Source organism: Arenibacter sp. ARW7G5Y1 (assembly GCF_003201775.1).
Classification (GTDB): domain Bacteria; phylum Bacteroidota; class Bacteroidia; order Flavobacteriales; family Flavobacteriaceae; genus Arenibacter.
The window spans coordinates 186,967-199,769 of record NZ_QJJZ01000009.1 but is presented as its reverse complement, the minus strand read 5'-3'; the positions used below and the strand labels follow the sequence as shown (position 1 = coordinate 199,769).

Here is a 12,803-nt window from a genome sequence, read left to right as displayed (position 1 = left end):
CCAAACCAACAAAGTTGGTCACTTAGACAGAGCCCTTTTTCGGGACGATTGGAAATCACACATACTTGGCCGTTGCAACCTGGGCGATTTACCTCATGGTATTCCAATTTTTGGGGTTTTCCAAAACCCATGGTTTTTCTCTAACGTTCGAACAGACTGCCTTGGCAACTTTCAACCTCCATCCATCCCCTGTACAATGCAATTGCAACCCAGGTATTCCACCATTTTACTTCTAAAAATACTATATTAGTAAATCAGATTTAAAGGATCCAATAATGTACAATTACGCCGTTGGACCCATCTTTTTTAGGTGGTTTATAAATGGGAATATAGCATTGAACATATATGTACTTATTTCTGCATTCAATAAAAATAGATGAAAAATTCAATAACGGATAAAACAATTGCGGCCATATTTTTAGGTCTAACAATTGCTTTCATTGTATTCTCAATGACCAATAAACCATTCTTTAATTGGGTTTTTGAACGACATCATAACCAGTGGAGTTGGTATTTAAGGCCATTGTTTTTGCTGCCATTTTGCTATTTCGCTTTCAAAAAAAGTTTCTCGGGAATGTTAATTTCTATATTCGCCTTATTTACCAGTATGTTTTGGTTTCCCAAACCTGAAGTGGTAAATGAAAATGTGGTACAATTTTTAGCATATGAAAAGGACTATCTCTACGGTGAATGGAACTTAGATAAGACCTTGTTGGCCCTAACAATTCCGTTTTCATTTATAGCATTGGGCTTGGCCTTTTGGAAACGGAGCTTAATTATGGGAATTGGAGTGGTGGTGGTAATGGCTACAGGGAAAATGGTTTGGAGTGTTCAAAATGCAGGTGAGCCAGGGAAATCTATAATGATACCGGCCATATCTGGGTTATTTATATGCTGTGGACTCATTTATTACGGATTTAAAAGATTCGGAAAAAAGTAACTAAGGATAAGGGCTATATTTTATAGTTGCCTTTTAACTAACTTCGAACTTATAAATTGTCAACAGCTGGATTTACCATAGCTGGAAATCAAACAATATCCTAGGTCGCTACAAATCATAGCGGGGAACACTGTAGCACATTAGGTAAAACCAACTACGAATGAACAGAACCGTAATTCTATCATTACTATTAATAATCGGATTCATTTCCTGTAAAACTTCTGAAAGGGAGATCAACAGACTTGAAATTGCTAAAAACTATTATAAAGCACTGAATAGTTCTGATAATTTGAAAATGGCACTTTTGTTAACCGATAGCCTTGTTACTAAAGAAACCGAATATAACTATGAACAGACATTTTCTGTTGAAGAATTCATGGAATGGTTGAAATGGGATGCTGTGTTTAGCCCAACATACGAAATCCTCCAAATGGAGCAGAAAGATACAATTGTGAAAGCAAAGATTTCAAAAATCGACAAAAGGATTTCATTTCTTCACCTAGTACCCATTGTCACCAATCAAGTTATCCGATTTGACAATGATAAAATTATCAGTATTGAAACAACAGAATACATTGTATTTAATGATTCAACATTTGTTAAAAACAGAGATAATATTGTAAGCTGGATTGACGAAAATCATCCTGAATTGAACGGATTCCTTCACGACCAAACAGAGACGGGAGGGTTGAAGTACTTAAAAGCAATTGAACTGTATAAAAACAAAAATAATGTGCAACAAGACCATAACCACTGAAAAACACCAATCTAGCCAGATATTTGCCCTGCTGGTACCATTGCGGTAAAAGGATCAAAAAATGAAAAGCTGCATTATGAAAACTTGGGTATTAGACTTTTTTGTCGTGACTTTAATCTCTGGCCCGTGGCTCAGGAGTATGGGCCACTGAACACTGGGCAACGCATCAAAACCCTCTAGTATATGAAAGAATAACATACTTATGGGGTCTGGCCTGCGCAAATTCCGGTGAATTATATCGCATACCTACCCAATACTCATTTCGTCCGAAACGAAATTGAAAATCGAAGCCCGCATAGACTACGGTATTATTTGAGGCGATCAATAAAACGGAATCGTCGCCCAGAGCATTGCCTTCCAATAGCCCATTGTGACCTACCAACCGGTATCCACCACGCAAGGCAAAGAAAATTTCATTATCAGTAGATCCAATTTGGTTGTGTGCCACACTGGAAGACAAAGGGTTTCTCCTTCCAAAATAGGCCACCAACTCGGGATATACATAGATATCCCTGGTCCCAAAGGCAAGTTGGGCCTGTGCTGCAAGGTGAATACTAAATGGGTTGGGAGCCAACCGCCATTCATAGAGGTGTCTGACATACAGGTTGTAATGAACGCTATTCTCCATTTCCCCCACCCAGGTAGGGGTTTCGGTCTTCATGACCGAATGATGGTACCACCTTTGCAAACTCCCCGCACCTGAAGCCTTGCCTGCTAAGCCAAGGAGAAAATTTGCCTCTATTAAATTATTTCGTCCCACATAGGACCATCCAGACCTAAGTGCCGTAAACCCAACATAGGCTCGGTCCAATTCTTTGACGTCCTTGGTAATAAGATAGGACGGAGTTATTATTTCCTGACCAATGGAAAAAGTGAACTGTTCGTTTTGGGCATTAAAAAATCCCTTTTCCAAACGGTGCCTATAGGTTAAAAATAATCCGGCAGTATAATACCGGTCAGTGAGCAATATAAAATCATTGTCGTGCCGCAATCCAATTTGGTTACGAATGGTTCCCTTTTCCGGACCATTCATCTCCTGTTGTGCCACGGAATAAAAGGTCCCGCCAACCAAACACATTATTAATGAAAGGGAGTTAAATAAGCCTTTGGAAAAATTAGGCCCCATTTTGAGTGGTTTAATAGCTAGCTTCAATTTACTGGAGATGTATTGGTGGGGAGAAAGTACAAATTAATAATCGGAAAAGTAAGTACATTTCCATTTTCAGGAGGTAGCTTCATTAGACAGTAATATGGACTGCTTTGCTACCAGAACCTAAAACCGTACTATAAATTGTCATGTCATTTTACTCTATACCCTTGGCCCTATACCATGAACTCCCGGCTACTCACAAAATATTTCAATTTACTGGTCATTGTTCACGCTTTACCGCCAACGGCCTAAGACTTCCCATAAAAAAGGGAAGAAGCCCCTACTCCTTCCCATTGTTATAATTGTTGGGTCATAAATTTTTTAGACCGGCATGTCCGGTAACTTCCAACCTTCCCTATAGGTATGTTTTATCAATTCAGCAGCAAACTCACTGGCAGAATAGGGCTCTGTCCATTCCTTTTCAAATTTTGGACGTCCATCCTTCATTACAAAATTGTCGCGGATTACGGTCTTAATGGTCTCGTCCTGTCCTATATTCGTAAATCTCATATTCTCTCCATCCCAGTTCAATATTTTATTCAAAGATTGTAACCTAACCGCAAGCACTCCCATCACGACCATTTCGTTAAAGGGACCGGCTTCCGAAAAATCGGAAGTACAGGGTTGGCGATTCCCTGGACTTTCCTTACAGGCCCTGACCCAGTCCATTTCATGGGCACCCCTGTTCCAAGCAAGTCCAATTTCCTTCTCAACCCTACGCTCTGTCTCGGCCACTTTGGGCATTTCCCTACCCAATATTTCAGGTTCCACTCCATAACAGCCTGCATGTATAATACCTTTGGTACCATAAAAGAAAGTACCTCCACCCGACTTGTTGGGGTTTTTACCGCTTGGCCAATTAGCCGGCAGATCGGGTTTAATACCCCCGTCGTACCAGTTTACCTCTACTTCTGGCAGTTTAATCCTGCCCTTTCTGCCCCTTTCGGGAAAGGTCATTTGAACAGACTGTGCGGTTGGGGCACTGTCTTTTAAGAGTAGGGACGAACTTCCCTGAACCTTGGTAGGATAGCCTAATTTTAGAGCCTCAAATACAGGATGTAGAATATGGCAGGCCATATCTCCAAGAGCCCCGGTACCGTAATTCCACCATCCCCTCCAGTTCCATGGGTGGTACACCTGATTATAGGGTATCAACTCTGCTGGTCCCGTAAACAGATCCCAATCCAATGTGTCAGGGACCCATTGTCCTTGGGTTGGGGGATTTACCCCTTGCGGCCATATGGGCCTATCCGTAAAAGATTCCACTTTGGTTATATCCCCGATGGCCCCGCTCCAAATTAATTCGCAGGTTTGTGCCACTCCCTCTCCTGAAGCCCCTTGATTCCCCATTTGGGTGACCACATTATGTTTTTTGGCCAATTTGGTCAATAGTCTGGATTCATATACGGAGTGTGTAAGTGGCTTTTGTACATAAACATGTTTTCCCCGTACCATGGCGTCTGCCGCCACAATAGCGTGGGTATGATCGGCGGTAGCTACCAAGACAGCATCAAAATCGTTGCCCATCTCGTCATACATCACCCTAAAATCCTTGTATTTCTTAGCCTTTGGAAAGTGGTCAAAACAATTCTTTGCATATTTCCAATCCACATCACACAACCCAACAATATTTTCGCTCTGCAAATTTCTTAGGTTGCCAAACCCCATGCTTCCAACCCCAACCCCAACAATATTCAATTTATCGCTGGGCGCCTTATATCCCATTCCCGATATTACGTTGCTCGGGAGAATGGTAATTCCGGCAGCCGCCACTCCCGTTTTACTAATAAAGGTTCTTCTAGTAATCGGTGAGGGTTGGTTTGGTTCTTTTTTCATGGTAAAGATTGTTTATTTCAATTTACAATAGACTCAATTTGTAGCTTATTCTCCATAAAATTCGTAAAAAAATTGGTAATAAAGGGACAACATGGAAAATTTGACTTTAAATTAAGGTGAATTTTACTTAGTTTACGGCCAAATAGTCATAATCAACCATGTCCAAAACCCTGTACAGAGTCTATGTTGTGGAATTATCCAAACGTGTTTTTACCGAAAATGCAAAATTTAGGGCTGCCAATCCCCAGTTCAATGGTGTATTGGAATGTCTTTATGTGGGTATGACCTCCAAGACCCCTAAAGAGCGATTTGAACAGCACAAGACCGGATATAGAAACAAAAAGGGACATAAACTATCTTCCAACATTGTGCAAAAATATGGTCTGTATCTAAGACCAAGCCTTTATAATCATATAGATCCCGTATTGACCAGGGCGGAAGCTTTGGAAATAGAGGAAGGTCTGGCCTTGGAATTGAGACGCGAGCGATATGCTGTTTGGTATAATTGAGAAGGTATGGATACTGAACAAAATTTCCTAAATTTAACCGAGTCGTAATTGTTTATGATAAAAAAAATCCTAATCGCTATCGTTCTTAATCTTTTTTTGCATGGACATTCCCAAGTACTAAAAAAGGAAATTCCGGATAAACTGGTAGTACTCTCCTTTGATGATGCCCCGGCCAGTCAATATTGGGTGGTAGCCCCAATGTTAAAAGAGTTCGGTTTTGGCGCTACTTTTTTTGTATGTGAATTTCCTCCCAACTATAAGGATAGTACCCTCTATATGAATTGGCGACAGATTAAGGCCTTGGACAGGATGGGTTTTGAAGTGGCCAATCACACCCACACCCATGCCAATGTAAGCAAACTCACCCAAAAAGAATTTAATACCGAGTTGGAATACATAGAAAACAAATGCGATTCCCTGGGAATTGCCAAACCACAAAACTTTGCTTATCCCGGTTACGGACTAAATGCCAAAGTACTTTCATTTTTGGAAATAAAAGGTTACCATTTTGCACGGGCAGGTGGTAGAAGGGCATATGACCCTTTAGCAGATCATCCTTTTCTAATACCCAGTTGGGCAACCAATGCGGATAACAAAAATGAGATATTAACCGCTCTGGGCGAAGCCAAAAACGGAAAGATCGTGGTGCTTACACTGCACGGTGTGCCCGATGTGGAACATCCTTGGGTAGATACACCGCCTAATTTATTTAGGGAATATCTCCAATATTTATCGGATCACAATTTTAAGGTGGTTTCCCTAAGGGATTTACAGAAGTATATTGATGTGGATGAAGCCAAAAAAAGTATTGTTCCTGATCTGGAAAAGCCACTAAAAAACTAACCACTCATATTTAGATATTAGCAATGGAGCCGTTTTATAAGCATTAATCCTTTCTATAATGGTAGGAAGAATAAATAATACCGCTCTTCAATAATTCCTGGCAAGATTGTGGAATTGTCCCCCCACCTCCTTCATAAGCTTAGATTTCTACTTATAGTTCAAGGGATTTCACTATATTTCAACGGAAAAACACCAACACTCCTACCCTCCCCCTGCCCAAGCTGTAACTTCATAGCTAGGCATTCGGTGGCCCTAAAAAGAAAGAAATGGACGCACTTAGCAAGTTATTGGATTTTAATCTAGTCAGCATTGGGGACTATAAAATAAAAGTCTACACCCTGGTAATAATTTTATTGATTTCCCTAGTCACCAGAGTAATATTGAAGTTAATAAAAACGGCGCTATTTCGGCGTTATAAGGGATTGCATCTAGATAAAGGAAATACCTATGCCCTCTATCAGATAATTAAATATGTAATGTGGGTAATTGCATTGGGCTTAATACTGGAATCCGTAGGCATTAAGGTCACCATTTTAATTGCTGGATCGGCAGCCCTATTGGTGGGAGTGGGATTGGGCTTGCAACAAACCTTCAACGACATAATTTCTGGCATCATACTCCTTTCCGAGAAGTCGATCAGAATCAATGACATTTTGGAAATAGATGGGGATGTAGTAGAGATACTGGAAATTGGTTTGAGAACTTCCAGGGGGTTGAACAGAAACGACATTTCCATCATCATCCCAAATTCCCTGATAACTACCAATAAGGTAATTAACTGGAGCCATCAGAAAAAAAAGACCCGCTTTAAAATAGAGGTGGGCGTGGCGTACGGCAGTGATGTTGATTTGGTGATAAAAATTTTGGAGGAAAGTGTCTTGGAACATCCCGACTTTGAAGATGGAAAAACCATAGAAGGGCGGTTTGTGAATTTTGGAAACTCCTCCTTGGATTTTGAGGTGCTTTTCTTTAGTGAAAATGTATTTCGAATCGAGAAGGTAAAAAGTGATATCAGAAAGATCATCAACCGGAAATTCAGTGAGAATAAAATTGTTATTCCCTTTCCCCAAATGGATCTGCATTTTAAATCGGGCCACACAGAAATATTTCCAAAAAATGAATAGCCAGGTTCAAAAATCACGCCAGGGATTCTTCGGGAGCTTTAGGGCAATACTATCCTACCAAATGAATATTTATTTTACCCCTAGAAGCAACTAGCTGAACAACATCATAAATACAGTAATTTTATTAGGTAGGGCAATCAAAGGAATGTTGATCTAATTTAGAAAAAAATGGCTGTAGAAGTATTTAATAACCCAATTCGGATTTGCTACGTTTTAGCGGCCATTTTAACAATGCATTATACCTATGGTCAAGATTTAAAAAGGCACCAATGGAATAATCGAGTAGTTCTAATCCTATCAGATCAAGAGGACATCAAAACCTATCAACAGCAAATTGCCCAGTTCAACAGTTTGCCCAAAGATCTACTAGACAGAAAAATCATAATTTATCAGGTTTTGCCGAAGCGGTATAGAATTATGAATAACCTAAAAAATACCAGGCCCAACAATTGGATTGCCTCCACTATACTTTTTGATAAGTTTGCAAATAAAGGAAGGGACTTCAAGATAATTTTGATAGGGTTGGACGGGAGCCCAAAACTCGAGCAGGCAAACGTCCTTACGGCAACCGAACTATTTGGAACCATAGACGCCATGCCCATGAGACGGGCAGAACTGAACCGAAAAAAGAATAGATAACCTTAGAAATGATGGGGTTAATTTTTAAGGGTAACTGGCAAAGACCCGTTAATACCATAATATGCATAACATTCGGTCATGTCCAAAAAACACAAAATACATATATGCGAATACCAAGGTCTAGTTTTTGTCAAATCCATTTTATAAGGGTGATTTTTTTGCCAATCCAATATATTGGCAAGGAATAAAATTTAAAAACTCCTTTCCAATTTCTTAAAATAAAAAATCATTCTATCTTTAACATGGTTTAATACTAATTTTTACGGTCAATAGATATTTCTTCTTTCAAATTGATCGTTGTAGACCATAACACATTAACATGAATAAAGAGTTTATTCCCAAGTTGTTCTCCCTTATAAAGGAGGGAATTTCCAAGGAAACTATTACAAAGGATCTACTTTCTGGACTCATCGTGGGCATAGTGGCCCTTCCCTTGGCAATTGCTTTTGCCATAGCCTCCGGAGTTTCTCCGGAAAAGGGGATCATTACGGCCATTGTTGCCGGGGTTATAATTTCGGCCTTTGGCGGTAGTCGGGTTCAAATTGGAGGGCCAACCGGAGCTTTTATTGTAATCGTCTACGGAATTGTTCAGGAGTTTGGTATTAATGGTCTAACCATAGCCACTTTCATGGCCGGATTTATCATCATTGGCCTCGGTCTGGCCAGACTTGGGAACTTATTAAAATTTATTCCCTATTCCCTGATTGTTGGGTTTACCAGTGGTATAGCCCTGATTATATTTTCCTCCCAGGTCAACGATTTTTTTGGACTTCACATAGCAAAGGTTCCGGCCGACTTTATGGATAAGTGGGTGGTATATTATGAAAATATCGACAAGATAAATGGATATGCCATTGCAATCGCTGCCGGGACGGTCATCATTACCCTATATTTTCAGAAGTTGATAAAGAAAATACCTGGTTCCATAGTTGCTATCCTCCTGTCTACTATTGTAGTACAGGTTTTTGGGATTCCCGTAGATACCATTGAAAGCAATTTTGGGGAAATCCCTAATAATTTGAGCTTGCCCAGCCTTCCCAACGTGGATTATGCCACGGTGAAATCGTTGATACAACCAGCTTTTGCCATTGCCCTGTTGGGCAGTATAGAATCCTTGCTTTCCGCCGTGGTTTCCGACTCCATGATAGGCGGTAAACATCGTTCCAATATGGAATTGCTTGCACAGGGTGCTGCCAATATATTCTCTGCCCTATTTGGTGGTATTCCTGCCACAGGTGCCATAGCAAGGACAGCCACCAATGTAAAGAATGGCGGTAGAACACCTATTGCGGGTATAGTGCACGCTTTCGTTCTATTATCCATAATGCTTCTGTTTGCTCCTTATGCCAAGTTGATACCCCTTTCCTGTCTTGCTGGAATTTTAATGGTTGTGGCCTACCACATGAGCGAATGGCGACAATTTAAATCCATTTTAAAGGGTAACAGAATGGATATCATCATTCTGCTGTGCACTTTTTTCCTAACGGTCATTTTCGATCTTGTTATTGCAATTGAAATTGGAATAGTACTCTCCAGTTTTATGTTTATGAAAAGAATGAGCGAAGCGGTCCTTGTAGAAAAAATCACTTCGGAAAATATTAACGGTGAACATCTGTTTGACGATGAAATACTGGAACTCCCCAAGAATGTGCTGCTATATGAAATTAATGGCCCCTTGTTCTTTGGTGCAGCCAGACAATTTCAGGAAACCATATCCAATACCCATTTACAACCTAAGGTCATTATTATAAGAATGCGCTATGTACCATTGATCGATGCTACTGGATACCAAAGTTTAAAAGAGATTATAAAATCGTTTAAGGCCAAGGGAATTAAAGTAATCCTTTCGGGAATTAATGAAGAAACCAAAATGGATTTTGAGAAGAATGAAATGTTCTCGGTGTTGAACGAAGAGTATATCCTAAAACACATCAATGAGGCTTTGGAGAAAGCCAAATCATTTAAGTAAGGCCGGACAAACTTGTCAGCCTGACATAACCCACCAATCCCAAAATTAGCATCCAGATTGGATTTTATGGCACGGAAGCAGATATCGGAACCTGGACCAAGGAAGACTTTAACCAAGCACTTAATATGGTAAGATGAAAGGCAAGAAGACCCTAACCTACGCTATAATGCCCTTCCCACAACGTACCGATACCGGAGGCAACGTCATATTTGGTTACTTACGAACGATACTTCCCATTAAAACAAAGTGGAGCGGTCATTGTATTAAAATTCGTTAATTGGCATTGTCAAAAAAGTAAACTACCTCGGGGTATTATATCCTTTGGCGGTGCCAATAAACTTCCGTGCAAGACCTACCCCCTTTAAGAAAGCACACTGTGTTGTAAAGCGATCCAACGGGTCCCATGATTTTATTTTTATTACTTTTAACAATCATATAGAAATGGGAGAAAAATTACAGCTATGCTCGGGATCTCCATGCTTATATATTTTTTTTTAAATAACAACCTCATACACAGCCATGAAACCAATTAAAATTTTTCTACTAGCTTTTATTTTATGTAGTTCAACACTCTCCTTTGCACAATTACAGTTACCTGCCATATTTGGAGACCATATGGTCTTACAGCAAAACAACAAGGTCTCCATTTGGGGAACCGACAAACCAAACACTAAAATCAAAGTAATGGGAAGTTGGGGAAAAGAATCCACCACCGTTACCAATACGGCTGGACACTGGAAACTTAATATTCCAACACCATCATATGGCGGACCCTATACCCTTAACATAAAAGGCAGTAATGATGTAACCCTTAACAATGTTATGATTGGGGAAGTTTGGTTGTGTTCAGGACAATCCAACATGGCAATGCCCGTAAAAGGATTTAACAACCAACCCATAAATGGTAGTGGCGAGGCCATCTTAAACTCCACCAACAGTCAGATACGCCTGTTTACCGTAAAAAGGGCCGCCAGCATAGATCCACTTGACAATGTTGAAGGACAATGGGCCGAGGCCAGACCAACAACCGTAAGGGACTTTAGTGCTACCGCTTACTTTTTTGGAAAAAAACTGTACGGCCTTCTAAATGTACCCATTGGACTTATCCATACCTCTTGGGGCGGGTCCAATGTAGAAACCTGGATAGACAAGGAGGCGCTTTCCGAATTCAAGACCATAGAGTTGCCCAAAAAGCTTCCGGACGGAGCACCACAGTATACCCCTACCCTTTTGTTCAATGCCATGATCAATCCCTTGATTGGATACAATATTAAAGGAGCTATTTGGTACCAAGGGGAATCCAACAGAAACAGGGCCAAGGAATATGCCCAGCTGTTCCCGACCATGATCAACGCCTGGAGGGAAAAGTGGCAACAAGGCAAGTTTCCCTTTTACTATGTACAAATTGCACCATATGGCTATTCCGACGGCAACGCCGGCTTTGTTAGGGAAGCTCAATTACACACTATGACATCAGCTGAAAATACCGGAATGGCAGTTACTATGGATATTGGAGACTGTGATTATATACACCCTAGGGAGAAAAAATTGGTTGGCGATCGATTGGCCCTTTGGGCCCTCAACAAGGATTACGGTATAGAGGGAATTGCCTTTAGTGGTCCGGTTTACAAAGAAATTGAAGAAATAAAGGATGGTAAAGTAAAGTTGTCCTTTGATTATAATGAGAACGGACTCACCGGTTATGGAAAACCATTATCGGGCTTTGAAGTGGCCGGTGCTGACAAAATTTTTCAACCCGCCAAGGCCAAAATTAATGGGGACAAAACCCTTACCGTCTGGGCTGAAGAAGTGGCCGAACCAGTTGCCGTGAGATATGCTTTTAAGAATTGTGAGGCAGGAAGTTTGTTCAATACCGAAGGACTACCCGCGTCTTCCTTTAGAACTGATACCTGGGAGGAATAACGACCCAGATAAATTATTGTATTAATGGAAGCGCTTGCCATGGGGCAATCCTCCGTTACTGGATTGTTGTGGTATTCCTGGAATTGAAATTAGGCGCTGTTTACGGCAAACCTAATTTTGCTTTAGCTTTTGCTACCTTTACTTTTTAAAAACACATCTGGTGCACCCAAAAAACCCCTTTGCCAAAGATTACGATTTTGAAGACCTTATTCTTCATTCTCCAGCACTCAGGAAGTTTGTCTTTGTAAATGCTTATGGAAACCAAACTATTAAATTTGGGGACAAACTAGCCATAAAGGCGCTGAACAAGGCCTTGCTAAAAGCCCATTATGGCCTTGAGCACTGGGATATACCTGAGTACAACCTCTGTCCCCCCATTCCTGGCCGTTTAGATTACCTCTTACATATAGCTGATCTGATTCCTAAAACCACACTTAGATTGTTGGACATAGGCACTGGAGCCAACCTAATCTATCCCATTTTGGCCAGGCTTCATTTTAATTGGCAGTGTACGGCCAGTGAGGTGGATCTGGATGCCTTAAAAAATGCCCAGAAAATTATTGATAAAAATACGGTATTGCAAGAAATAGTACTAAGGCGGCAACGGTTCAAATACAGTATTTTGGAACACATAATTCTGCCTGGGGATAATTTTGACGTAGTGGTCTGCAATCCTCCATTTTTTAAGAACCGAACAGATGCCCAACAACAAAACCAGCGAAAAGTTCGCAACCTGCAATTGGAGGAAGGGGAAAATTTTGGTGGACAGGCCAACGAATTATGGTATAAGGGGGGTGAGGAAGCTTTTGTTAAAAAAATGGTTGTGGAGAGTGTGCAATTCAAGGATCAGGTACATTGGTTTACCTCCCTAGTCTCACAAAAGGAAAACTTGAAAAATATAAAAAGGGCCATTAATAAAACCTTACCAATAGCGGTAAAGGTTGTGGATATGGAACAGGGAAATAAACAGAGCAGGTTTGTGGCCTGGACCTTTAAGGGATAAACTTGTTGCTGCAAAATAATTTCGATCTACTATCTCAAGTATTTATTTTGGACCAGGTATTTTTTGCAATATAAAATCGAGAAACATTGGTCTGACCCACCCATTCACCG

The 12,803-nt window shown here is 40.5% G+C and carries 11 protein-coding genes; 9 read left to right on the top strand and 2 right to left on the bottom strand.

The features are described 5' to 3' along the window. The first annotated feature begins 574 nt into the window (after positions 1-574). Positions 575-940, top strand: a complete 366-nt coding sequence (locus C7972_RS24195) for a hypothetical protein (RefSeq protein ID WP_258364871.1) — start codon at positions 575-577, stop codon at positions 938-940. Positions 941-1,100: 160 nt separating this feature from the next. Continuing rightward, complete coding sequence (locus C7972_RS14440; protein WP_110356881.1) at positions 1,101-1,697, top strand: hypothetical protein; 597 nt, start codon at positions 1,101-1,103, stop codon at positions 1,695-1,697. Positions 1,698-1,863: 166 nt separating this feature from the next. On the opposite strand, the gene C7972_RS14435 is transcribed toward C7972_RS14440, so the two are convergent. After that, positions 1,864-2,823 carry a lipid A-modifier LpxR family protein gene (locus tag C7972_RS14435; protein WP_110356880.1) on the bottom strand — a complete coding sequence of 320 codons (960 nt, stop codon included), beginning with the start codon at positions 2,821-2,823 and terminating at the stop codon, positions 1,864-1,866. Positions 2,824-3,168: 345 nt separating this feature from the next. Further along, on the bottom strand, positions 3,169-4,683 hold the full coding sequence (locus tag C7972_RS14430) for a Gfo/Idh/MocA family protein (RefSeq protein ID WP_110356879.1): 1,515 nt from the start codon (positions 4,681-4,683) through the stop codon (positions 3,169-3,171). 158 nt (positions 4,684-4,841) lie between these two features. On the opposite strand from C7972_RS14430, the gene C7972_RS14425 reads away from it, so the two are divergent. The 7 genes from C7972_RS14425 (at position 4,842) to rlmF (ending at position 12,693) form a co-directional block, all read left to right on the top strand. Continuing rightward, positions 4,842-5,192: a ribose-5-phosphate isomerase gene (locus C7972_RS14425; protein ID WP_110356878.1), complete on the top strand. Its 351-nt coding sequence runs from the start codon at positions 4,842-4,844 to the stop codon at positions 5,190-5,192. Between the two features lie 54 nt (positions 5,193-5,246). After that, positions 5,247-6,035, top strand: a complete 789-nt coding sequence (locus C7972_RS14420) for a polysaccharide deacetylase family protein (RefSeq protein ID WP_110356877.1) — start codon at positions 5,247-5,249, stop codon at positions 6,033-6,035. 266 nt (positions 6,036-6,301) lie between these two features. Next, positions 6,302-7,159, top strand: coding sequence for a mechanosensitive ion channel family protein (locus tag C7972_RS14415; RefSeq protein ID WP_110356876.1), 858 nt, complete (start codon positions 6,302-6,304; stop codon positions 7,157-7,159). A gap of 168 nt (positions 7,160-7,327) precedes the next feature. Beyond that, complete coding sequence (locus C7972_RS14410) at positions 7,328-7,798, top strand: DUF4174 domain-containing protein (protein ID WP_110356875.1); 471 nt, start codon at positions 7,328-7,330, stop codon at positions 7,796-7,798. Between the two features lie 319 nt (positions 7,799-8,117). Continuing rightward, positions 8,118-9,767 carry a SulP family inorganic anion transporter gene (locus tag C7972_RS14405; RefSeq protein WP_110356874.1) on the top strand — a complete coding sequence of 550 codons (1,650 nt, stop codon included), beginning with the start codon at positions 8,118-8,120 and terminating at the stop codon, positions 9,765-9,767. A 519-nt stretch (positions 9,768-10,286) separates the two neighbouring features. Then, positions 10,287-11,690 carry a sialate O-acetylesterase gene (locus C7972_RS14400; protein ID WP_110356873.1) on the top strand — a complete coding sequence of 468 codons (1,404 nt, stop codon included), beginning with the start codon at positions 10,287-10,289 and terminating at the stop codon, positions 11,688-11,690. A 160-nt stretch (positions 11,691-11,850) separates the two neighbouring features. After that, complete coding sequence (gene rlmF / locus C7972_RS14395) at positions 11,851-12,693, top strand: 23S rRNA (adenine(1618)-N(6))-methyltransferase RlmF (protein ID WP_110356872.1); 843 nt, start codon at positions 11,851-11,853, stop codon at positions 12,691-12,693. The last annotated feature ends 110 nt before the right edge of the window (positions 12,694-12,803 follow it).

Coding starts and splice junctions, on each gene's coding strand:
- C7972_RS14415 (WP_110356876.1), top strand. CDS start 6,302: ATGGACGCACTTAGCAAGTTATTGGATTTTAATCTAGTCAGCATTGGG.
- C7972_RS14405 (WP_110356874.1), top strand. CDS start 8,118: ATGAATAAAGAGTTTATTCCCAAGTTGTTCTCCCTTATAAAGGAGGGA.
- C7972_RS14420 (WP_110356877.1), top strand. CDS start 5,247: ATGATAAAAAAAATCCTAATCGCTATCGTTCTTAATCTTTTTTTGCAT.
- C7972_RS14430 (WP_110356879.1), bottom strand. CDS start 4,683: ATGAAAAAAGAACCAAACCAACCCTCACCGATTACTAGAAGAACCTTT.
- C7972_RS24195 (WP_258364871.1), top strand. CDS start 575: ATGTTAATTTCTATATTCGCCTTATTTACCAGTATGTTTTGGTTTCCC.
- C7972_RS14410 (WP_110356875.1), top strand. CDS start 7,328: ATGGCTGTAGAAGTATTTAATAACCCAATTCGGATTTGCTACGTTTTA.
- C7972_RS14435 (WP_110356880.1), bottom strand. CDS start 2,823: ATGGGGCCTAATTTTTCCAAAGGCTTATTTAACTCCCTTTCATTAATA.
- C7972_RS14425 (WP_110356878.1), top strand. CDS start 4,842: ATGTCCAAAACCCTGTACAGAGTCTATGTTGTGGAATTATCCAAACGT.
- C7972_RS14400 (WP_110356873.1), top strand. CDS start 10,287: ATGAAACCAATTAAAATTTTTCTACTAGCTTTTATTTTATGTAGTTCA.
- C7972_RS14440 (WP_110356881.1), top strand. CDS start 1,101: ATGAACAGAACCGTAATTCTATCATTACTATTAATAATCGGATTCATT.